Consider the following 20,536-nt stretch of genomic DNA (forward strand, 5'->3'; position numbering starts at 1 on the left):
TCACCACACCATCGTGACCACGGCCACCAGGCCGACGACCACGATCGCCGCGCGCAGCGCGCTCGGCGGCAGCTTGCGGCCGACCGCGGAGCCGAGCAGGCCGCCGCACACCGCGCCGACGCCGACGAGCAGCACGAGCAGCCAGTCGACCTTCGCCTCGCTGCCGAGCAGGCCGAGCTCGGCCACCACCACGAAGACCAGACCCGCGACGCCGTTGACCACGGCGACGAGCACGTTCTTGACGCCGTTGAGGCGCTGCAGCGACTCGTTGACGCCGATCCCGAGCAGGCCCATGAGCAGCACGCCCTGCGCGGCGCCGAAGTAGCCGCCGTACACACCGGTCCCGAAGACGGCCAGCGGCACCCACCAGGAGCGCTCGACGGCGCCCTCCTCGCGGTTCGCGGCGCGGGCGGCGACCATGCGGGACAGCCGCGGCTGGACGATGACCAGCACGATCCCGAGCAGGATCAGCGCCGGTACGGCGGCCTTGAACGCGCCGGGCGGCAGCACGAGCAGCAGCACGGCGCCCAGCACGCCACCGGTGGTGGAGAAGACGAGCAGGCGCAGCACCCGCTCGCGCTGGCCGGCCAGCTCACGGCGGTAGCCGACCGCGCCCGCGATCGAGCCGGGCACCAGACCCAGGCTATTGGACATGTTGGCAGTCACCGGTGGCACGCCGATCGCCAACAGCGTGGGGAAGGTGATCAGGGTGCCCGAGCCGACCACCGCGTTGATCGTGCCGGCCCCCACCCCGGCGAGCAGGACCGCCGCGATCTCGAGGAGGGTCACTCGGTGGCGGGATCCTTCTGCCCGGGGTGGGCCGCGCTCTCGGCCTCGGCGATCGCCTCCTGGACCGCCTCGCTGGTCCCGGCGTCCGGGAGGACCGGATCGGTCGGGCCCATGTCGACCCGCTTCGCCGGCCCCGGCGTGGACCGCGGGATCCCCGCGACCTCGTGGATCGAGGAGCCGAGACCCTCGAGCGCCTTGGTGATCTCCGAGGGGATCACCCACACCTTGTTGGCGTCGCCCTCGGCGATCTTCGGCATCATCTGGAGGTACTGGTAGGCCAGCAGCGACTGGTCCGGGCGGCCGTCGTGGATCGCCTGGAAGACCGTCTGGATGGCCTGGCCCTCACCCTGAGCGCGCAGGATCTGCGCCTCGCGCTCGGCCTGGGCACGCAGGATCTGCGACTCCCGCTCGCCCTCGGCGTTGAGGATCGCGGACTGCTTGTTGCCCTCGGCGGTCAGGATCGCGGACTGGCGCTGACCCTCGGCCGTGAGCACGAGCGCTCGCTTGTCGCGCTCGGCGCGCATCTGCTTCTCCATCGCGTCCTTGATGGACGGCGGCGGGTCGATGCCCTTGATCTCGACCCGCTTGACCTTGATGCCCCAGCGGCCGGTCGTCTCGTCGAGCACGGCGGACAGGCCGCTGTTGATCGACTCGCGGCTGGTCAGCGTCTGCTCGAGGTCCATGCCGCCGACGACATTGCGCAGCGTGGTCATGGTGAGCTGCTCGATGGCCTGGATGTAGTTGGAGATCTCGTACGTCGCCGCGATCGGGTCGGTCACCTGGAAGTAGATGACGGTGTCGACGTCGACGGTGAGGTTGTCCTCGGTGATCGCGGCCTGGGGCGGGAAGCTGACGACCTGCTCGCGCAGGTCGATGACGTAGCGGACCTTGTCGACGAACGGCACCACGAAGTTGAGGCCGGCCGGCAGGGTCTCCTTGTACTTGCCGAACCGCTCCACGATGCCGTTATAGGCCTGTGGGATGACTCGGATCGACTTCGCGATCACGGTGATCACCAGCAGGAGCAGGAGAATGAGCAGGACCAGGACGGTCATCGGGGCTCCTCGAGTCGGAGGTCGGACACGGGACGGACGTGGGCCGTGGCGCCCGCGATGGAGACGACCTCCACCGCCTGGCCGACGGCGATGCTGGACGCCGGGGGCTCGGCCACCGCGAGCCAGGACTCGCCGCCGATCTTGACCCGGCCGGGGCGGTGGTCGGCGACCGGCTCGGTGACGATCCCGCGACTGCCGACCAGGCTGGCGGGCCCCAGCACCAGGTCGGGGCCGCCGTGCAGGCGGCGCAGCAGCGGCGGGCGGACGGCGGCGAGCAGCAGCACCGAGGCGGCTGAGGCGACCAGCACGCTCACCACGACGTTGTCGGTGACCAGCGCGGTCGCGACGCCGGCCAGGGCGCCACCGGCGAGCATCAGCAAGAACAGGTCCAGGCTCACCAGCTCGGCCAGCGCCAGCACGATGCCGACGCCCAGCCAGGTCTCCCACAGGTGGTCCCGCAGCCAGTCCATGAGGGGAGCCTAGCCGCGATGGTGTTGCTTGCGGCGGGCGGCGTAGCGACCGTCGTGGTGCTCGAGCACCAGGGGCATGCCGAACGTCGCCGAGAGCGCCTCGGCGGTGAGGGTGTCCTCGACCGGTCCCTGCGTGACGACCCGGCCGTCGCGGAGCATGAGCACGTGGGTGAAGCCGGGAGGGATCTCCTCGACGTGGTGGGAGACCAGCACGGTCGCGGGCGAGAGCGGGTCGTAGGCGAGCACCGACAGGGTGGAGACCAGGTCCTCGCGACCGCCCAGGTCCAGGCCCGCCGCCGGCTCGTCGAGCAGCAGCAGCTCGGGGTCGGTCATCAGCGCCCGGGCGATCTGGACCCGCTTGCGCTCGCCCTCGCTCAGGGTGCCGTAGGTGCGCTCGGCCAGCGCGGCGACGCCGACCTCGCGGAGCAGGGCGTCGGCGCGGTCGTGGTCGACGGCGTCGTACGACTCGTTCCAGCGGCCGAGCACGGCGTACGACGCCGTGAGCACCAGGTCGCGGACGGTCTCGTTGCGTGGGATCTGCTCGGCGACGGCCGCGCTCGAGACGCCGATGCGCGGGCGCAGCTCGAAGATGTCGACGGTGCCGAGCAGCTCGCCGAGCAGCCCGACGGCGCCGGAGGTGGGGTGCAGCTGGGCGCCGGCGATCTGCATCAGGGTGGTCTTCCCGGCGCCGTTGGCGCCGAGCACGATCCACCGCTCGCCCTCGCGGACCACCCAGCTGACCCGGTCGAGCAAGGTCGCCTGCCCACGACGCACGGACACCTCGGCGAGCTCCAGCACGGCGGACATGCGAGCCACCTTAACCAGTGCGCCGGCAGTAAGGTCGGCGGGTGAGCGCACTCCCCGTCTCTGCCCGGCTGGCCTGGTGGGGAACGGCCTGGCTGCGCGGGCGGGTCGGCCCCGACGAGGTCCTCGACGCCGTCCACGGCGACGACGTGACCCATGTCGTGACCGGGTCATCCTCCCTCCTGGTCGAGCTGGCCGCCGCGCGCAACGCGGGGGCCGACGGGGTCGCCGCGGCGTTCCCCGCGCCCGGCGACCCCGCGGGCCTGCGCGGTCCGCGGGAGCTGACGACCGCGGCGGTCGAGGCCGGCGAGGTGGTGCTGCTCCCCGGTGCGGGACTGGTGCCGCGCCAGGTGGGCCGGGCCGTCGAGTGGACGGTGCTCCCGGCCGAGCGGCGTCCGCCGCCCGACCTCGGCGAGGCGGACCGGCAGCTGCGCTCGGTGCTGCTCACGACGGCCGACCTGCTGGCCGACCTCGACGTCGCCCGCTGGCAGCCGCTGGTCGCCGACGAGCTGCACAACCTGCGGACCGGCACGCCGCTCACCGCCCCACCGGGCACCCCCGGCCGCTGCGTCGACGTCGCCGGGCGCGCCCTGCACCTGGAGGCGGTCGTCGAGCTGGCCCTCCGCGACGACGGCGGAGCGCTGTCGGCGAGCGCGGTCGCCGCGCGCCGGCAGGCCCTGGAGCCGCTGGAGCGCGCCGCGCGGCATGCGCTGACCGCGGCCTGCTCGCCCGACGGCTGGCCACCGGCGTCCGACGACGCCGGTCACCGGTAGCCTGCACCCCGCGATGAGCCCTCACGACGACACCCTGCTGATCACCGTCACCGGCGCCGACCGGCCCGGCGTCACCTCCGCGGTGCTGGAGAGTCTCGCCGGCTCCGGTGTCACCGTCGTCGACCTGGAGCAGATCCTGATGCGGGGGCGGCTCGTCCTCGGCGTACTCGTCACCGCGCCCCGCGACCGCAAGCGGCTGCGCCGGCAGCTGGAGTCGAGCGTCGAGGCGCTCGGCATGAGCGTCGAGATCGAGAAGGGATCCGGCGACAACCGCTCCCGCCACGAGGACCGCGCCCACGTCACCGTCATCGGCGCGCCGCTCAAGGCCTCCGCCATGGCCGCCATCGCCGGCCGCATCGCCGACTGCGGCGGCAACATCGACCGGATCGAGCGGATGGCCCGCTACCCCGTCACCGCCCTCGAGCTCGACGTCTCCGGTGCCCGCCCCGACCGACTGCGCCAGCTGCTCTCCGTCGACGCGGCCGCCCACGGCATCGACGTGGCCGTCCAGTCCGCCAACCTGCTGCGCCACGGCGTCCGGCTGATCGTGATGGACGTCGACTCGACCCTGATCCAGGGCGAGGTGATCGAGATGCTCGCCCAGCACGCCGGCTTCGGCGCCGAGGTCGCCGACGTCACCGAGCGCGCCATGCGCGGCGAGCTCGACTTCGAGCAGTCCCTGCGTGCCCGGGTCAAGCTGCTCGCCGGGCTCGACGCCTCGGTCCTCGACCAGGTGTACGACGCCATCGTCGTCAACCCCGGCGCCCGCACCATGGTCCGCACCCTGCGCCGCCTCGGCTACCGCTTCGCCATCGTCTCCGGCGGCTTCAGCCAGATCACCGACCGCCTCGCCCAGGACCTCGGCATCCACCGCGCCCGCGCCAACACCCTCGAGATCGTCGACGGCAAGCTGACCGGCGAGGTCGTCGGCGCCGTCGTCGACCGGGCCGGCAAGGCCGCCGCGCTGCGGGAGTTCGCTGCCGACCTCGGCGTCCCCGAGGACGCCACCATCGCCATCGGCGACGGCGCCAACGACCTCGACATGCTCGCCGCCGCCGGCCTCGGCATCGCCTACAACGCCCGCGCCGTCGTCCGGGAGGCCGCCGACACGGCGCTGAACGTGCCGTACCTCGACGCGATCATGTACCTGCTCGGCATCACCCGCGAGGAGATCGAGGCCGCCGACGCGGCGGCCGGGATCGTCACCCCCGCACCCCCGGTGTGACTGTGGCCGTCGCTTCGCTCCGGCATGTCGGGCGCCGAGAAGCGCTCAGCCCCGCCCCACGTGAAATGACACCAACCGGCACCCGACCGGGACGACGTCGTCCCAGGTGCCGTCCACGGTGAACAACGCGGCCGCGCTGGTGGGGAACGCGCCGAGCTCGACCTCACCTGACGCCTCGCCCTCGCCGTCGTCGAGGAGCTGCACGAGCATCGCCACGGTCGGGTTGTGGCCGACGACCACGACGGTCGAGGCGTCGGTGGGGGTGGTGCGGACCAGCTCGAGGACGCCGTCCTCGTCGGTGCCGTAGAGGCTGCCGTCGATCTGCGGGGCGAGGTCCCAGCCGGCACCGGCGGCGGCGACCTGCCAGGTCTCGCGGGTGCGGGCGGCGTACGACACGTAGGCGACGTCGGGCCGGACCCCCGCTCCGGCGAGCCAGGCGCCCAGCGCACGGCCGTCGTCGCGGCCGCGGGGGCTCAGCACCCGGTCGACGTCAGAGGGGGCGAACTGCTCGGCCTTGGCGTGTCGGACGACGACGAGCAGCCGTTGCTTCTCCACCCGGGCATCGTAGACCCCGTGACGCCGTACGGAATCACCCATCTGGTGCCGCTGGGCGTGTTCGCCGTGGGGCTGGTGGTGGCCGTGGTGCTGGGGCGCCGGGAGGTGGCGTACGACGGACCGAGCCGGTTCAGCCGGATCGGTGCCCTGCTGATCCCGGTCGCGACGGTGCCGCTCCAACTGGTGGACCTGGTCTGGAACTTCGACCTCGACGTGACCCTGCCGCTGCACCTGTGCGACCTGGCGTGGATCGCGGCGACCTGGGCGCTGTGGACGCACCGGCCGCTGCCGGTGGCGCTCACCTACCTCTGGGGCCTGACCCTCACCGTCCAGGGCGTCGTGACGCCGTCGCTCAACGAGGACTTCCCGCACCCGCGCTACGTCGCGTTCTGGGCGCTGCACCTGCTGATCGTGTGGGCGGCGGTCTACCTGGTGGTCGGACTGCGCAAGGCGCCGCGCTGGCGCGACTACCGGGCAGCCGTGCTGACGACGCTGGTGTGGGCGGTGGAGACGTACGCGTTCAACGTCGTGGCCGACACCAACTACGGCTACCTGATGCGCAAGCCGGGGACGTCGATCCTCGATCTCCTCGGGCCGTGGCCGTGGTATGTGCTCGAGGAGATCGGGATCGTCGTGGTGGTGTGGGCGCTGCTCACCGTGCTCGCGCAGTGGTGGGCGCGCCGTCAGGGGTAGCTCAGGCGCCCATCGCGTGGAAGCCGCCGTCGACGTGGACGATCTCGCCGGTGGTGGCGGGGAACAGGTCCGAGAGCAGCGCGCAGACCGCCTTGGCGGTGGGCTCCTGGTCGGTGTTGTCCCACCCGAGCGGCGACTTGGTCGACCACATCGACTCGAGGTCCGCGAAGCCGGGGATCGCCTTGGCCGCGAGGGTGCGCAGCGGGCCGGCCGAGACCAGGTTGACCCGGATGCCCTCGCCGCCGAGGTCGCGGGCCAGGTAGCGGGCACACGACTCGAGGCCGGCCTTGGCGACGCCCATCCAGTCGTAGACCGGCCAGGCGACGCTGGCGTCGAAGGTCAGGCCGACGACCGAGCCGCCGTTCGTCATCAGCGGTCGGCAGGCCACGGCGAGCGACTTGAGGGAGTACGCCGAGACCTGGACGGCCTGCGCGACGTCCTCCCACGGGCCCTCGAGGAACTTGCCGCCGAGCAGGGTCTCGGGGTTGCCGTAGGCGATGGAGTGGACGACGCCGTCCAGGGTCGCGTCCGGGCCGAGGGCCTCGCGCACGGCGTCGGGCAGGGCCGCGAGGTGCTCGGCGTCGGTGACGTCGAGCTCGATGACGGCCGGCAGCTCCGGGAGCCGCTTGACGATGCGGCGGGTGATCCGCAGCGCCTGGCCGAAGTTGGAGACCAGGACGGTCGCCCCCTGCTCCTGCGCGAACTTCGCCACCGCGAAGCCGATCGAGGTGTCGAGGGTGACACCCGCGACGAGGATGCTCTTGCCCGCAAGGATTCCGCTCATGCTCAGTGCCCCATTCCCAGTCCGCCGTCCACGGGGATCACCGCGCCGGTCACGTACGCCGCCTCCGGGCTGGCGAGCCACAGCACCGCCCCGGCGATCTCGGTCGGGTCGGCGTACCGACCCAGCGGGACCTGGTTGCGGATCCCTTCCTTCTGCTCGTCGGTCAGCACCGCGGTCATGTCGGTGTCGACGTAGCCGGGCGCCACGACGTTGGCCGTGATCGAGCGCGGCCCGAGCTCGCGCGCCATCGAGCGCGCCATGCCGACCAGGCCGGCCTTCGAGGCGGCGTAGTTGACCTGGCCCGGCGAGCCGAGCAGGCCCACCACGCTGGAGATGAAGATGATCCGGCCCCTCCTCTGCCGCAGCATGCCCTTGGCGGCGCGCTTGGCCAGACGGAAGGAGGCGGTGAGGTTGGTGTCGATGACCGAGGCCCAGTCGTCCTCGGACATCCGCAGCAGCAGCGTGTCCTTGGTGATGCCGGCGTTGGCGACCAGCACCTCGATCGGGCCGTGGGCCTCCTCCGCGGCGGCGAAGGCCGCCTCGACGGCCGCGGCGTCGGTGATGTCGGCGGTGAGCTCGAGCGCACCCTGCGGCGCACCTCCGCTCCGGGTCGTGACGGCGACCTTGTCGCCCGCGGCGAGGAAGGCCTCGGCGATGGCGCGGCCGATGCCGCGGTTGCCGCCGGTGACGAGGACGGAACGTGGTTGGCTCACGCTCTGTGACGCTAGTGGCGCGGGTGCTCCGGGCTCACCGGCGGCAGACACCAAGTTCCCTGCGGTCCCTTGTAGGGGTCCTACAAGGGACCGGTTCGGGACTACTCGTCGTCCTCCAGCCGGAACCCGATCTTCATCGTGACCTGGAAGTGCTCGACGGTGCCGTCCTTGACCTGGCCACGAACCTGCGTGACCTCGAACCAGTCGAGGTGGCGCAGGGTCTGGCCGGCACGCTCGATGCCGTTGCGGACGGCCTGGTCGATGCCGTCGGGGGACGTGCCGACGATCTCGCTGACGCGGTAGGTGCGGTTCGACATGCCAGCAGCGTACTCAGCAGGCGCCGGGCGTAGGGTGGGGGCATGGACGCCATCCGCATCACCACGGCCGGCTCCAGCCCGCGAGACGACCTGGCCCGCCGCCAGCGCAGGTATGTCATCGCGATGTCGATCCGCACGCTGTGCTTCGTCGGCGCGGCGATCAGCGGCGCCGCCGGCATCCACTGGCTGTGGCCGATCCTGATCGCGGGCGCGATCGTGCTGCCGTACGTCGCCGTGGTGATGGCCAACGCCGAGGACAGCCGCAGCAGCGCGCTCCCCCTCACCGGCGGCGGCGACGCCCAGCGCCAGCTGGGCGCGGGCGAGGACACCGACCAGGGCGGGCATGGAGCCTGACGTCTGCTCGGCCCGGGGCTGCCGCGCGCCGGCCGTGTGGCAGCTGCTGTGGAACAACCCGAAGCTGCACACCCCCGAGCGCCGCAAGACCTGGCTGGCCTGTGCCGACCACCGGGAGTCGCTCGAGGCCTTCCTCGGCGCGCGCGGGTTCCTGAAGGACACCGTCCCCCACGACCAGGGCTGATCAGCCGCCGATCGCCGACATCGGGCGGTCCGGCTGGAGGAAGGTGGGGTCGTCGATGCCGTGGCCGGGGAGCTTGCCCCACATGGCCGCCCGCCACCGGGCGGCCAGCTCGGCGTCCGAGGCGCCCGCGCGCAGGGCCGAGCGCAGGTCGGACTCGGAGCGGGCGAACAGGCAGTTGCGGACCTGGCCGTCGGCGGTGAGCCGGACCCGGTCGCAGTCGCCGCAGAACGGGCGGGTGACCGACGCGATCACGCCCACGGTGGCGGGGCCGCCGCCGACGCGGAAGAGCTCGGCGGGGGCGCTCCCCCGCGGCTCGGCGGCGGGCGAGAGCCGGAACGCCGAGGACAGCGACGCGAGGATCTCGTCGGCCGTCACCATCGAGGCGCGGTCCCAGCCGTGCTGGGCGTCGAGGGGCATCTGCTCGATGAAGCGCAGCTGGTAGCCGCGCTCGAGGCACCAGGTGAGCAGTTCGGGAGCCTCGTCGTCGTTGACCCCGCGCAGCAGCACCGCGTTGACCTTCACCGGCCCCAGGCCCGCAGCCTCGGCGGCGGCCAGGCCCTCGACGACGTCGGCGAACCGGTCGCGCCGAGTGATCTGGTGGAAGGTGGCGCTGCGGACCGTGTCGAGGCTGACGTTCGCGCGATCCAGGCCGGCGTCGGCGAGCGCCTGGGCGGTCCTCGCCAACCCCAGCGCGTTGGTGGTGATCGACATCTCGACGTCGGCGTCAAGGGCGCGGACCTGGCGCACGATGTCGACCAGGCCGCGACGTACCAGCGGCTCGCCTCCGGTGAACCGGACCTCGCTGACCCCGAGCTCCCGGACCGCGACGCCGATCAGCCGGACCACCTCGGCGTCGGTGAGCTGCTCGTCGGTCGGCATCCAGTCCAGGCCCTCGGGCGGCATGCAGTAGGTGCAGCGCAGGTTGCAGCGGTCGGTCAGCGAGACCCGGAGGTCCGTCGCGATCCGTCCGTGCTGGTCGAGGAGTGGCTGCACACCCCCAGTCTAGGTGCAATGCCGTCAACTTAGAGGTTCCGCCAATAGGTCATGGTTGTCGTGCTGGTCGACCGTCCCAGCGGTGGGTGATCCAGGCCTGGCGGACGAGTCGTCGGATGATGATCGCGGCGTTGGCCAGCGCGATGAAGGCCTCGATCACCTGGGTGCGACGCTCGGTGCAGATGGCGAGCTTCTTGAACCCGCGGTTGTGCCAGGAGTTGGTCCGCTCCACGACCCACCGGGCACCGGCTTGGAGCGGGAAGCCCTTCTTACTGATCACGCCCTCGCAGCCGAGCTCGTCGAGCAGGTCGCGGGTCTTGCGGCTGTCGTAGCCAGCGTCGAGGTGGACCGTGATGTCGTCGGGCAGCCCATCACCGAAACCCAGGTCGAAGCGGCCCAGGTGCTCCAAGGTGGGGCGCAGGAGCGGTGAGTCGTTGCGGTGCGCGCCCGCGACGACACACCCCAGCGGGATGCCGGCAGCTTCCACCAACAGGGACCGCTTGGTTCCCTGTTTCCCGCGATCTACCGGGGATCTGCCCGCTGCCTCGCCACCACAGGGAGCCTTCACGATGCACCCGTCGACCGTGACATCGCAGAGGTCCAGACCGACGATCTGGTCGTAGGCGTCCAGACAGATCTGCTCCAGCGTCTTGAAGATCCCGACCTCGATCCACTCATCACGGCGCCGACGGATCGTGGTGGCCGAGCACGTGGTGTCGGCGATGCGGTCGTAGGCGGCGCCGAGCACCGCGATCTGGACCAGCTTGTCGAACACAACCCGGTCCGCGATACGCGGTCGGTGACACCCAAGGGGATGAGCGTCGATGGGTTCAGGGATCAGCGCGGCGAACTGGTCCCACAGCGGTTCGATGATGAAAGATGGCAGGGCAGGCACGAGCACCTCGGGGAAGAGAAGTGGCGTCAGACACCCCTTCTGTTACCGAGGCTCGTGCCTGTCCTGCGTGACCGACACGCCCTCACCGCTCAATACCTATTGGCGGAACCTCTTAAGCCGACATGGTGGTTGTCACGGTGGCGCGCCGGTGAGGATGTTGATTCTGGTGTCGGTGTGGTGGCTGGGGCCGCGGAGCCGTCCTCTGGCGGTGTGTGGGGCGTAGTTTGAGATCGCTCGTTTCACCACCCGTGGGGCGGTACGGGCTCGGCGTTGGGGCAGAAGGTCGGCCAGGATCTGGCGTCCGATGGCGCCGACGATGTCGGTGACAGCGCCGGCGATGATCCCGGCCGCTTTGATGATCTGGTCACGTGCGGCGTTGAACGCCACGGTGAAGCTGGCCCGGTCAGGGTCGAGCTCGGGGCGGGCGATCGCGGTGTCAGCGATCGCGATCCTGATGGCCTGGTAGGCCACCAACAGTGCGTAGACCTCTTGCTCGATACCGGTCGGGGTGCGGGCGCGGAGCACTCGCCCGCCCAGGATGGTGGACTTGAGTTCGCAGTAGGTGGTCTCGATCTCCCACCGCTGGTGGTAGAGCCGCACGATCTCCTCGGCCCTGCAGGACTGATCGATGACGGTGGTGATCAGCCGGTAGGACGCCTCGCGCTGGCCTGCGGGAGTGGTGATCGTGATCGTTGCATCGATCACGCGGACTTGGACCGGACCGATCCGCGACAGGTAGGACCCGTCGCCCAGACGGTGGCACACTGGGAGCTTGCGAGCACCACGGCCGTTCTTGGCTCTCATGAGCACGTCGGCACCGGTTGCGGCGATCTGGGTGATGAGGTCGCCGGCCGCGAAGTTGCGGTCGCCCAGCACGATCATCCCCGGGCCCATCGCACCGAGCAGGTCGAGTGCGAACCGGGTCTCGCCACGGCTGGTCGGGCCGAACGTCGCGGCCAGCAGGGTCCGGGTGCCGCACGCGACCAACGCGAGCAGCCGGATCATCGGGTATCCGGTGCCGCCGTGATAGCCCCGGCCCTTGCGGTGCACCCTCAGGTTCGCTTCGGTGTCGGGGCAGCACATCATGGTGCCGTCGATCGCGCACACCAGCCGCCCGCGCCACCACGTGCCCTTCGTGCCAGGGGCCGCGGCCGACGTCGTCAGCAGAGCGAACAACTCTCGCAACGGTGCCGGGCCGACACGGCGGCGTGCTGCGGCCAGCGCCGCGGCGGACGGCCTGGCGAGGGGCCCGAGCGCCGGATCCAGACCCGTGACCAGCCGGGCCCATACCTGCCGGTAGCCGCACTCGGCGAACAGTGCACCGGCAAGGAGGAGGTAGACCACGACCCGGGAGGGAAGGTCACGGGTGCGTTGCTGGACCCTGCGGGTCTGGGCAAGGACCGCGTCGACCATCTCGAACGACACGATCTGGGTCAACTCGCCCAGATGACCCGGTGCGTACACGCTTCGCGAGCGCTCCTCACGTCCAGCGGCGTGGGAACTGACGCGGGAACTGATGTTGGGGATGACATGATGAACAGGCAACGGAGCTCCCGGGGAAGGAGAAGCTTCTTGGTCGTTGCATCTCTAACCCGGGCTCCGTTGCACCCCACGCCGACACGCCGCACTCGGTCCTTGACCCACCCGCCCCGTCCTTAAGTTGACGGCATTGAGTCTACGTGCCGCCCCGGTTGGCTCCCGGCTGGTGCCGACACCGCAACCGGCCGTGGCTACGGTTGTCCCGTGTTCTCCTGGCTGTCCTCGTGGCGATTCCTGCTCAGTCGCCGCTGGGTGCTGTTCTTCCTCGCGATCATCCTGGTCGGCTGGGCCACCTGGTGGCTCGGCGAGTGGCAGTTCGGGCGCCTCGACGACCGCAAGGAGCACAACGCCGTCGTCCGCGCCAACGAGCACCGCGACCCCATCGACGTCGCCGAGGTCCTCGCTCCTGGCCGCAGGGTCGCCGAGGACGACGAGTGGCGGCTGGTGACGGCGAGTGGCGAGTACGCCCGCGACGACACCGTCGTGGTCCGCTACCGCACCCGCAACGGCTACCCGGGGGTCGAGGTCATCGTCCCCCTCGTCACCGCCGACGGTACGACGCTCCTCGTCGACCGCGGCTGGTACGGCACCGACAACCCCGTGATCAAGGGCGCCGAGCTGCCCGCGCCCCCGGCCGGTGAGGTGACCGTGACCGGGTGGGTCCGGGCCGACGGCACCGGCGGCAGCACCGAGGTCGACGACCACTCCACCCGCGCGATCGCCAGCGGCCCGATCGGGAAGGCGATCGGCCACACCGTCTACACCGGCTTCGTCGCGCTGAAGTCGGAGGACCCGAAGCCCGCCACGGCGCTCGCGGCCGTCGAGCTCCCCGACCTCGGCGAGGGACCGCACTTCTTCTACGGCCTGCAGTGGTGGTTCTTCGGGGTGCTCGCCGTCGGCGGCTTCGGGTACCTCGCCTGGGACGAGCGCAGGCTCGGGCCGCGCGGCCAGCGGGTCGGCACCAAGCGCCGCTCCGGCGGCCCCTTCTCGCGTCAGAGGGAGCGCAGCATCCCACCGTCGACGGGCAGCATCACGCCGGACACGTACGACGCCGCCGGCGACAGCACGAACGCCGCCGCCCGCCCGAACTCCTCCGGCAGCCCGTAGCGCCGCAGCGGGATCTGCGCCGACGCCGCCTCCCGCGCCGCGTCGGCGTCCCCGCCGGCCGCGTCCAGCTCGGCGACCCGCTCGGTCGCCAGCCGGCCCGGCAACAGTCCGTTGACCCGGATCCCGCGCGGACCGAGCTCGTCGGCGAGCGTCTTGGCGGCCATGGCCAGGCCGGGGCGAAGGCCGTTGGAGATGGCGAGGTCGAGGATCGGCTGGCGCACGCTGCTCGACAGCACGAAGGCGATCGAGCCGCCGTCGCCGAGGACCGCGCCGACCTCGCGGGCCAGCCGGACCGCGCCGAGGAACACCGAGTCGAAGGCGGAGCGCCACTGCTCGTCGGTCATCTGGGTGAGCAGTCCCGCCGGCGGTCCGCCCACGCTGATCAGCACCCCGTCGACCCGGCCCCAGGCCTCCCGCGCGGTCGCGACCAGCCGGCCCGGGGTGTCCGGATCGGCATTGTCGGCGACCACCCCGCGGGCGGACCCACCGAGCTGCGCGGCCGCGGCCCGCACCGACTCCTCGTGTCGGCCCGAGATCACCACGCGCGCGCCGTCGGCGACCAGCGCATCGGCGGTGGCCCGGCCCAGGCCCCGGGTGCCGCCCGTGACCAGGTAGACGCGGTCTGTCAGCTGCAGGTCCATCAGGAAGACTCCATCGACTCGATCTCCTCGGCGATCCGCGACACCGGTACGACGTCCGGGGCGCCCTTGCGCGCGGCGTCGGCCGTGTGGTCGTCGGGCTGCCGCTGGCTCTCGCGCTCCGCCTCCACCCGCTTGAGATAGTGCTGGAGCTCACGGGCGTGCTGGTCGGCGTCCCAGCGCAGGTGCCCGCGGACCAGGTCGGCGACGTACGGCGCCGCCGCGACCCCGCGGTCGAAGGTCTCGAACGAGACCCGCAGTCGCCGGGTCAAGATGTCGTCGAGGTGCCGGGCGCCCTCGTGAGTGACGGCGTACACCGCCTCGGCCATCAGGTAGTCCTCGGCGCCGGGCAGCGGCTCGCCGAGGTCGGGCTCGGCGGCGATCAGGTCCAGCACCTCCAGCACCAGGGAGCCGTAGCGCTCCAGCAGGTGCTCGACCCGGTTGATCGCGAGCCCGGACTGGGTGGCGAGCGCGCGGCGCTGGTTCCACAGCGCCTGGTAGCCGTCGGCGCCGACCAGCGGCACCGTCTCGGTCACGCACTCCCCCGCCTTGCGGCCCAGCACCGTCTCCAGGCCATGCACCGCCTCGTCGACGGCGTCGGCGGCCATCACCCGGTAGGTGGTGTACTTCCCGCCCGCGACCACCACGAGCCCCGGGACGCTGTGGGCGACGGCGTGCTCCCGGGAGAGCTTGGACGTCGCCTCGGACTCGCCCGCGAGGAGCGGGCGCAGGCCGGCGTAGACACCCTCGACGTCGTCGCGGGTCAGCGGTACCTCGAGCACCCGGTTGACGTGCTCCAGGAGGTAGTCGATGTCGCTCGAGCTCGCCGCCGGGTGGTCCTTGGAGAGCTCCCAGTCGGTGTCGGTGGTGCCGATGATCCAGTGCCGCTTCCACGGGATCACGAACAGCACCGACTTCTCGGTGCGCAGGATCAACCCGGTCTCGCCGCGGATCCGGTCGCGGGGCACGACCAGGTGGATGCCCTTGCTGGCGCGGACCTTGAACTGGCCGCGCTCCCTGGCCATCGCCTGGGTCTCGTCGGTCCACACACCGGTCGCGTTGATCACCTGGGAGGCGCGGATGTCGAAGCGGTGGCCGGTCTCCAGGTCGATCACCTCGGCACCGACGACCCGCTCGCTCTCCTTGATCAGCCCGAGCACGCGGGTGCGGGAGGCGACCGCGGCGCCGTACGTCGCGGCGGTGCGGGCCAGGAACATGGTGTGCCGGGCGTCGTCGACCTGGGCGTCGTAGTAGCGGATCGCGCCGACCAGGGCGTCCTTGCGCAGCGACGGGAACGCCTTGCGCGCGCCGCGGCGGGTGAGGTGCTGGTGGACCGGCATCCCGGCGCCGTACCCGCTCGCCTTGGACATCGCGTCGTACATCGCGACGCCGGTGCCGGCGTACCAGCGCTCCCAGCCGAGCCCGGTCAGCGGGTAGAGGAAGGGCACCGGGCGCACCAGGTGCGGCGCCAGGCGCTGCATCAGCAGGCCGCGCTCCTTGAGCGCCTCCGCGACGAGGCGGAAGTCGAGCATCTCCAGGTAGCGCAGGCCGCCGTGGACCAGCTTGGAGCTGCGGCTCGACGTGCCGGAGGCGAAGTCACGGGCCTCGACCAGGCCCACGGACAGGCCGCGGGTGGCGGCATCGAGCGCGGCGCCGGAGCCGACGACCCCGCCGCCGACGACGAGGACGTCGAGCTGCTGGGTCGCCAGCCGCTTGAGGGCCGCGGTACGGGCGCGGGGAGAGAGTGCTGCGGGACTCATCCGTCGACCTCCACCCAGTCGAGGGTTCGCTGGACCGCCTTCTGCCACTGCGCGTACCCCGCCGCCCGCCGTTCCTCGTCCCACTGGGGCTCCCAGCGGGTGTCCTCACGCCAGTTCTCGCGCAGCTCGTCCGTCGAGGACCAGTAGCCGACCGACAGCCCGGCCGCGTACGCCGCGCCGAGGGCCGTCGTCTCGGGCACCACCGGCCGCGACACCGGTACGCCGAGCACGTCGGCCTGGATCTGCATGCACAGGCCGTTCAGGGTCACCCCACCGTCCACCTTGAGCACCTCCAGCTCGACGCCGGAGTCGGCGCACATCGCCTCGACGACGTCGCGCGACTGGTAGCAGATCGCCTCCAGCGTGGCCCGCGCGACGTGCGCGTTGGTGTTGAACCGCGAGAGACCGACGATCGCGCCGCGCGCATCGGAGCGCCAGTAGGGCGCGAACAGGCCCGAGAACGCCGGGACGAAGTAGACCCCGCCGTTGTCGTCGACCTGCCGCGCCAGCGACTCCGACTCGGCGGCGCCGCTGATGATCCCGAGCTGGTCGCGCAGCCACTGCACCGCCGAGCCGGTGACCGCGATCGAGCCCTCCAGCGCGTACACGCACGGCTGGTCGCCCAGCTGGTAGGCCGGCGTCGTCAGCAGGCCGGACTTCGAGCGGACGATCTCGGTGCCGGTGTTGAGCAGCATGAAGTTGCCGGTGCCGTAGGTGTTCTTCGCCTCGCCCGGCGCGAAGCAGACCTGGCCGACCGTCGCCGCCTGCTGGTCGCCCAGGATCCCGGTGATCGGCACCTCTCCGCCGAACGGGCCACGCGTGCGCGTGACGCCGTACGGCGTGGTCGCGGACGACTCGCGGATCCGCGGCAGCATCGCTCGCGGGATCCCGAAGAACCCGAGCAGCTCGTCGTCCCAGTCCAGGGTCTCCAGGTCCATCAGCATGGTGCGGCTCGCGTTGGTGACGTCGGTGACGTGGACGCCCCCGTCGGGGCCGCCGGTGAGGTTCCACAGCACCCAGGTGTCCGGCGTGCCGAACAGCGCGTCGCCGCGCTCGGCCGCATCTCTCAAGCCGACGACTTCCTGCAAGAGCCACTGCAGCTTGCCGCCGGAGAAGTACGTCGCCGGCGGCAGCCCCGCGCGCTGCCGGATCACGTCGCCGCGACCGTCGCGGTCGAGCGCCGCGGCGATCGCGTCGGTGCGGGTGTCTTGCCACACGATGGCGTTGGAGAGCGGCCGACCGGTGCGCCGGTCCCACACGATCGTGGTCTCGCGCTGGTTGGTGATGCCGACCGCCGCCAGGTCCTCGGTCCCGAGCCGGGCCCGGCCGAGCGCCGTCTGCACCACCGCCGAGGTCCGCTCCCAGATCTCCACCGGGTTGTGCTCCACCCAGCCGGCCCGGGGCAGCACCTGGGTGTGCTCGAGCTGGTGGCGGGCCACCTCGGCGCCGTCGTGGTCGAACACCATGAACCGGGTGCTCGTCGTACCTTGGTCGATCGCCCCCACGAACCGTGCCTCCGCCATGACCTGAAGCCTACGGACTCCCCGGGACGGGTCAGGGACATTCCGGATGCGGGTCGCCGATGCCCTCTGTCAGGGTGGACACATGACGACGCCAGTCGCGGCCCGGGCCATCGACCTCTACAAGCGCTATGGATCGGGCGACTCCGAGGTCCGGGCGCTCGACGGGGTCTCGCTCGACATCGGGGCCCGCGAGTTCACCGCGATCATGGGGCCGTCCGGCTCGGGCAAGTCGACGCTGATGCACTGCCTCGCGGCGCTGGACACCCCGACGGCCGGTGAGGTGCAGGTCGGCGACGTCGTCTTGTCGCGGCTGCGCGACAAGGCGCTGACCGCGCTGCGGCGCGAGCAGATCGGGTTCGTGTTCCAGTCGTTCAACCTGGTCCCGACGCTCACCGCGCGCGAGAACATCCTGCTCCCCCTCAGCCTGGCGGGGCGCAAGCCGGACCAGGCCTGGTTCGACACCGTCATCGACACCATCGGCCTGCGCGATCGGCTCGGGCACCGGCCGTCGCAGATGTCCGGCGGCCAGCAGCAGCGGGTCGCCTGTGCCCGAGCACTGGTCAGCAAGCCCTCGATCGTGTTCGCCGACGAGCCGACCGGCAACCTCGACAGCGCCTCGGGGGCCGAGGTCCTCGGCTTCCTGCGCCGCAGCGTCGACGACTTCGGGCAGACCATCGTGATGGTCACCCACGACGCCGTCGCGGCGTCGTACTGCGACCGCGTGGTGTTCCTCACCGACGGGCAGGTCGTCGACGAGCTGCTCGAGCCCAACCGCGAGCTGATCCTGGAGCGGATGACGTGCTTCGGCTGACCCTGCGCAACCTGTTCGCCCGCAAGGTGCGGCTCGTGATGAGCGGGCTGTCGGTCGTCTTGGGAGTGGCCTTCCTCTCCGGCGTGCTGGTGTTCAGCAACGGGCTGTCCACCACGTTCGACGGGATCATCCACGGCTCGACGCCCGACGGCGTGGTGCGCGCCGTCGACACCGAGTCCTTCGACGGCGGCGTCTCCGGCCAGACCAGCCGGGCGCTCACCCCTGACGACGTGGCCCGGCTCGCGGACCTGCCCCAGGTCGCCCGCGCCGACGGCGACGTGGCCGGGTTCGGCATGAGCCTGCTCGCCGGCGACGGCACCCTGGTCGGCGGCACCGGCGCGCCGACGCTCGCCTTCAACCACACCGACGGCCCGAACATGGACGGCGAGCGCGCGCTGCTCCTCACCTCCGGCCGCTGGCCGGAGGGCCCCGGCGAGATCGTCCTCGACGAGGCCGCCGCCAAGGCCGGCGACTACCGGGTCGGCGACCAGGTCGGGCTGCTCGCGCCGTTCGGCACCCTGGAGCGCACCGCCGAGCTGGTCGGCACCGCCGAGTTCAACGGCGGCGGCACGGCGGGCGCGACCCTGCTGATCTTCACGACCCAGGAGGCCCAGGAGCTGTTCCTGGGCGGCAAGGACGTCTACAACCAGATCAGCCTGACGGCAGCCGACGGGGTGTCGCAGGAGCAGCTCGCCACCGCGGCGGCGACGGCGCTGCCCGACGGCTTCGAGGCGGTCACCGGCGACCAGGTGGCCGAGGAGTCGCAGGACGCCGTCGGCACCTTCCTGGGCATCATCAGCACCTTCTTGCTGGTGTTCGCGATCATCGCCGTCATCGTCGGCGGCTTCATCATCGTCAACACCTTCTCGATCCTGGTCGCCCAGCGCACCCGCGAGCTCGCCCTGCTCCGCGCCCTCGGCGCGGGACGCGGCCAGGTGACCCGCTCGGTCCTGCTCGAGGCGCTCGTGCTCGCCCTGGTCGCCACGACGCTCGGGATCGGGCTCGGCCTGGTGCTGGCTCGCGGCCTGGCCGCGCTGTTCCGCTCCGTCGGCCTCGACATCGCCAGCGCCGCTCTCGACCTCACCCCGGGCGCGGTCGTCACCAGCTATGTCGTCGGCGTCGGCGTGACCATGGCGGCGGCGTACCTGCCCGCCCGGCGCGGCGCGCGGGTGGCCCCCGTGGCGGCGATGCGCACCGACGTCGTACCGGAGCGGGGGTCGCTGCGGCGTCGTACCCTCGTCGGCGGGGTGCTGCTGCTCATCGGCGCCGGCTTCGCCGCCGTCGGCGTGGCCGGCGGGCCGGGCTCGGACGCCGCATGGATCGGCGTCGGCGCGGTGATCTGGATCCTCACCGTCGCCGCGATCAGCCCGGTGGTCGGCAAGCCGGTGCTCGCCCTGTGCCGCGCGCTGTTCGGCGCGGTCTTCGGCACCACCGGTCGGCTGGCCGGCGAGAACGCCCTGCGCGACCCGCGTCGTACCGGCGCCACCGCCTCGGCACTCATGATCGGCCTGGCCCTCGTCTCGACCATCGGCGTCCTCGCGGCCTCGCTCAACGCCTCGGTCGACGACGTGGTCGACGAGCAGTTCACCGCCGACCTCCTCGTGCAGAACTCGAACTTCCTGCCCTTCTCGACCGAGATCGGCGACCAGGTCGCGAAGGTGCCGGGCGTCGCCGTCGTCAGCCGCCAGCAGTGGACCGGCGCCCACGTCGCGTCCGGCAGCCACGAGGGCGAGACGGTCGGCGTGGCGGGGAACGACGCCGAGTACGCCCGGATCTACCACCAGGACGTGGTCTCCGGCGTCGCGTCCCCGACCGGCGCGCAGGCCGTGCTGTTCCGGTCCCTCGCGCGGTCGCTGGGCCTCGAGGTCGGCGATCCGCTCGACCTCGGCTTCCAAGGCGGTACGACGCTGCACCTCACCGTCGCCGGCATCGTCGAGTCCGGCGAGACCACCTCCGAGGTCAGCATCCCGCTCGACCAGCTGGTGGCGGCCGGCGTACTGCGCCAGGACTCCACCCTCAGCGTGCTCATCGCCCCGGGGGCCGACAAGGCGGAGGTGCGCGACGCGGTCGACGCCGCCGCGGCCTCGGCCCCCATCGTCGGCGTCTTCGACAAGGAGGGCTTCGCCGACCAGATCCGCGACCAGGTCAACCAGCTGCTGTACATCATCTACGGCCTGCTGACCCTGGCGATCGTGATCGCCGTCATCGGCATCGTCAACACCCTCGGTCTCAGCGTCATCGAGCGGACCCGCGAGATCGGCCTGCTGCGCGCCGTCGGCATGAGCCGGGCCAAGCTGCGCCGGATGATCACCCTCGAGTCGGTCGCCATCGCCGTCCTCGGAGCCGTTCTCGGCATGGTCCTCGGCCTGCTGATCGGCATCCTGCTCCAGCGCTCGCTCTCCGACGACCTGAGCAGCCTCGGCCTGCCCCTCGGCCAGCTCGTGGCGTTCCTCGTCGTGGCGGTCGTGGTCGGCGTGCTCGCCGCCGTCGTCCCCGCGATCCGGGCGAGCCGGCTGGACGTGCTGGAGGCGATCGCGAGCGAGTGAGCCCGAGT

Annotated in this window: 22 protein-coding genes; 8 read left to right on the top strand and 14 right to left on the bottom strand. The window is 71.8% G+C overall.

Translation table 11 applies throughout. The features are described 5' to 3' along the window. From ACUP6Y_RS12110 to ACUP6Y_RS12125, 4 genes are read right to left on the bottom strand one after another with little or no spacing between them, the layout of a single operon-like run. Positions 1-789, bottom strand: a complete 789-nt coding sequence (locus ACUP6Y_RS12110) for a sulfite exporter TauE/SafE family protein (protein WP_462550959.1) — start codon at positions 787-789, stop codon at positions 1-3. Continuing rightward, positions 786-1,844, bottom strand: a complete 1,059-nt coding sequence (locus ACUP6Y_RS12115) for an SPFH domain-containing protein (protein WP_462550960.1) — start codon at positions 1,842-1,844, stop codon at positions 786-788. Before ACUP6Y_RS12115 ends, ACUP6Y_RS12110 begins: the two co-directional genes overlap by 4 nt. Further along, positions 1,841-2,314, bottom strand: a complete 474-nt coding sequence (locus ACUP6Y_RS12120) for an NfeD family protein (protein WP_462550961.1) — start codon at positions 2,312-2,314, stop codon at positions 1,841-1,843. Before ACUP6Y_RS12120 ends, ACUP6Y_RS12115 begins: the two co-directional genes overlap by 4 nt. A 9-nt stretch (positions 2,315-2,323) precedes the next feature. Beyond that, positions 2,324-3,121 carry an ABC transporter ATP-binding protein gene (locus tag ACUP6Y_RS12125; RefSeq protein ID WP_462550962.1) on the bottom strand — a complete coding sequence of 266 codons (798 nt, stop codon included), beginning with the start codon at positions 3,119-3,121 and terminating at the stop codon, positions 2,324-2,326. 41 nt (positions 3,122-3,162) lie between these two features. Between ACUP6Y_RS12125 and ACUP6Y_RS12130 the strand changes: the two genes are divergently transcribed. Both ACUP6Y_RS12130 and serB read left to right on the top strand, forming a co-directional pair. Next, positions 3,163-3,891, top strand: a complete 729-nt coding sequence (locus tag ACUP6Y_RS12130; RefSeq protein WP_462550963.1) for a hypothetical protein — start codon at positions 3,163-3,165, stop codon at positions 3,889-3,891. Between the two features lie 13 nt (positions 3,892-3,904). Further along, a complete protein-coding gene (serB, locus tag ACUP6Y_RS12135; protein ID WP_462550964.1) occupies positions 3,905-5,116 on the top strand; it encodes a phosphoserine phosphatase SerB in 1,212 nt (403 codons plus the stop codon). A 45-nt stretch (positions 5,117-5,161) separates the two neighbouring features. Here serB and ACUP6Y_RS12140 read toward each other — a convergent pair whose 3' ends face one another. Beyond that, a complete protein-coding gene (locus tag ACUP6Y_RS12140; protein WP_462550965.1) occupies positions 5,162-5,671 on the bottom strand; it encodes a SixA phosphatase family protein in 510 nt (169 codons plus the stop codon). Positions 5,672-5,689: 18 nt separating this feature from the next. On the opposite strand from ACUP6Y_RS12140, the gene ACUP6Y_RS12145 reads away from it, so the two are divergent. Then, positions 5,690-6,364 carry a YwaF family protein gene (locus tag ACUP6Y_RS12145; protein ID WP_462550966.1) on the top strand — a complete coding sequence of 225 codons (675 nt, stop codon included), beginning with the start codon at positions 5,690-5,692 and terminating at the stop codon, positions 6,362-6,364. Between the two features lies 1 nt (position 6,365). Here the strand turns inward: ACUP6Y_RS12145 and fabI are convergent, their stop codons facing one another. From fabI to ACUP6Y_RS12160, 3 genes are all read right to left on the bottom strand, one after another. Further along, entirely contained in the window at positions 6,366-7,148 is a 783-nt protein-coding gene (gene fabI / locus ACUP6Y_RS12150; protein WP_462550967.1) for an enoyl-ACP reductase FabI, read from the bottom strand. 2 nt (positions 7,149-7,150) lie between these two features. Beyond that, positions 7,151-7,861 (bottom strand): 3-oxoacyl-ACP reductase FabG, encoded by a 711-nt coding sequence (gene fabG / locus ACUP6Y_RS12155; protein WP_462550968.1) that lies wholly within the window; start codon positions 7,859-7,861, stop codon positions 7,151-7,153. A 101-nt stretch (positions 7,862-7,962) separates the two neighbouring features. Beyond that, the gene (locus ACUP6Y_RS12160; protein ID WP_462550969.1) at positions 7,963-8,178 is read right to left on the bottom strand and encodes a dodecin; all 216 of its coding nucleotides are present in this window, start codon (positions 8,176-8,178) and stop codon (positions 7,963-7,965) included. A 42-nt stretch (positions 8,179-8,220) separates the two neighbouring features. Here ACUP6Y_RS12160 and ACUP6Y_RS12165 point away from each other — a divergent pair, with 42 nt between their 5' ends. Then, complete coding sequence (locus ACUP6Y_RS12165) at positions 8,221-8,532, top strand: DUF3099 domain-containing protein (protein ID WP_462550970.1); 312 nt, start codon at positions 8,221-8,223, stop codon at positions 8,530-8,532. Then, entirely contained in the window at positions 8,522-8,716 is a 195-nt protein-coding gene (locus ACUP6Y_RS12170) for an acetone carboxylase (RefSeq protein WP_462550971.1), read from the top strand. Before ACUP6Y_RS12165 ends, ACUP6Y_RS12170 begins: the two co-directional genes overlap by 11 nt. On the opposite strand, the gene moaA is transcribed toward ACUP6Y_RS12170, so the two are convergent. The 3 genes from moaA to ACUP6Y_RS12185 all read right to left on the bottom strand — a co-directional run bounded on the left by moaA (position 8,717) and on the right by ACUP6Y_RS12185 (position 12,068). Next, on the bottom strand, positions 8,717-9,709 hold the full coding sequence (moaA, locus tag ACUP6Y_RS12175) for a GTP 3',8-cyclase MoaA (protein ID WP_462550972.1): 993 nt from the start codon (positions 9,707-9,709) through the stop codon (positions 8,717-8,719). 49 nt (positions 9,710-9,758) lie between these two features. Continuing rightward, the gene (locus tag ACUP6Y_RS12180) at positions 9,759-10,604 is read right to left on the bottom strand and encodes an IS5 family transposase (RefSeq protein WP_462553709.1); all 846 of its coding nucleotides are present in this window, start codon (positions 10,602-10,604) and stop codon (positions 9,759-9,761) included. A gap of 132 nt (positions 10,605-10,736) precedes the next feature. After that, entirely contained in the window at positions 10,737-12,068 is a 1,332-nt protein-coding gene (locus tag ACUP6Y_RS12185; protein ID WP_462550973.1) for an IS4 family transposase, read from the bottom strand. Between the two features lie 279 nt (positions 12,069-12,347). Here ACUP6Y_RS12185 and ACUP6Y_RS12190 point away from each other — a divergent pair, with 279 nt between their 5' ends. Beyond that, positions 12,348-13,250, top strand: a complete 903-nt coding sequence (locus tag ACUP6Y_RS12190; RefSeq protein WP_462550974.1) for an SURF1 family cytochrome oxidase biogenesis protein — start codon at positions 12,348-12,350, stop codon at positions 13,248-13,250. Here the strand turns inward: ACUP6Y_RS12190 and ACUP6Y_RS12195 are convergent. The 3 genes from ACUP6Y_RS12195 to glpK are packed head-to-tail and all read right to left on the bottom strand — an operon-like array spanning position 13,136 to position 17,171. Beyond that, entirely contained in the window at positions 13,136-13,891 is a 756-nt protein-coding gene (locus ACUP6Y_RS12195; RefSeq protein WP_462550975.1) for an SDR family oxidoreductase, read from the bottom strand. The genes ACUP6Y_RS12190 and ACUP6Y_RS12195 overlap by 115 nt on opposite strands. Next, a complete protein-coding gene (locus tag ACUP6Y_RS12200) occupies positions 13,891-15,648 on the bottom strand; it encodes a glycerol-3-phosphate dehydrogenase/oxidase (RefSeq protein ID WP_462550976.1) in 1,758 nt (585 codons plus the stop codon). The genes ACUP6Y_RS12195 and ACUP6Y_RS12200 overlap by 1 nt, the downstream gene beginning before the upstream one ends. Next, on the bottom strand, positions 15,645-17,171 hold the full coding sequence (glpK, locus tag ACUP6Y_RS12205; RefSeq protein WP_462550977.1) for a glycerol kinase GlpK: 1,527 nt from the start codon (positions 17,169-17,171) through the stop codon (positions 15,645-15,647). The genes ACUP6Y_RS12200 and glpK overlap by 4 nt, the downstream gene beginning before the upstream one ends. Before the next feature lie 82 nt (positions 17,172-17,253). On the opposite strand from glpK, the gene ACUP6Y_RS12210 reads away from it, so the two are divergent. Together ACUP6Y_RS12210 and ACUP6Y_RS12215 are read left to right on the top strand one after the other, a co-directional pair. After that, positions 17,254-17,982, top strand: coding sequence for an ABC transporter ATP-binding protein (locus ACUP6Y_RS12210; protein WP_462550978.1), 729 nt, complete (start codon positions 17,254-17,256; stop codon positions 17,980-17,982). Next, positions 17,970-20,528 carry an ABC transporter permease gene (locus ACUP6Y_RS12215; protein WP_462550979.1) on the top strand — a complete coding sequence of 853 codons (2,559 nt, stop codon included), beginning with the start codon at positions 17,970-17,972 and terminating at the stop codon, positions 20,526-20,528. Before ACUP6Y_RS12210 ends, ACUP6Y_RS12215 begins: the two co-directional genes overlap by 13 nt. Positions 20,529-20,536: the final 8 nt, after the last annotated feature.

Source organism: Nocardioides sp. S5-5, assembly GCF_054954065.1.

Coding starts and splice junctions, on each gene's coding strand:
- ACUP6Y_RS12115 (WP_462550960.1), bottom strand. CDS start 1,844: ATGACCGTCCTGGTCCTGCTCATTCTCCTGCTCCTGCTGGTGATCACC.
- ACUP6Y_RS12120 (WP_462550961.1), bottom strand. CDS start 2,314: ATGGACTGGCTGCGGGACCACCTGTGGGAGACCTGGCTGGGCGTCGGC.
- ACUP6Y_RS12125 (WP_462550962.1), bottom strand. CDS start 3,121: ATGTCCGCCGTGCTGGAGCTCGCCGAGGTGTCCGTGCGTCGTGGGCAG.
- serB (WP_462550964.1), top strand. CDS start 3,905: ATGAGCCCTCACGACGACACCCTGCTGATCACCGTCACCGGCGCCGAC.
- fabI (WP_462550967.1), bottom strand. CDS start 7,148: ATGAGCGGAATCCTTGCGGGCAAGAGCATCCTCGTCGCGGGTGTCACC.
- ACUP6Y_RS12160 (WP_462550969.1), bottom strand. CDS start 8,178: ATGTCGAACCGCACCTACCGCGTCAGCGAGATCGTCGGCACGTCCCCC.
- ACUP6Y_RS12165 (WP_462550970.1), top strand. CDS start 8,221: ATGGACGCCATCCGCATCACCACGGCCGGCTCCAGCCCGCGAGACGAC.
- ACUP6Y_RS12170 (WP_462550971.1), top strand. CDS start 8,522: ATGGAGCCTGACGTCTGCTCGGCCCGGGGCTGCCGCGCGCCGGCCGTG.
- ACUP6Y_RS12195 (WP_462550975.1), bottom strand. CDS start 13,891: ATGGACCTGCAGCTGACAGACCGCGTCTACCTGGTCACGGGCGGCACC.
- ACUP6Y_RS12200 (WP_462550976.1), bottom strand. CDS start 15,648: ATGAGTCCCGCAGCACTCTCTCCCCGCGCCCGTACCGCGGCCCTCAAG.
- glpK (WP_462550977.1), bottom strand. CDS start 17,171: ATGGCGGAGGCACGGTTCGTGGGGGCGATCGACCAAGGTACGACGAGC.
- ACUP6Y_RS12210 (WP_462550978.1), top strand. CDS start 17,254: ATGACGACGCCAGTCGCGGCCCGGGCCATCGACCTCTACAAGCGCTAT.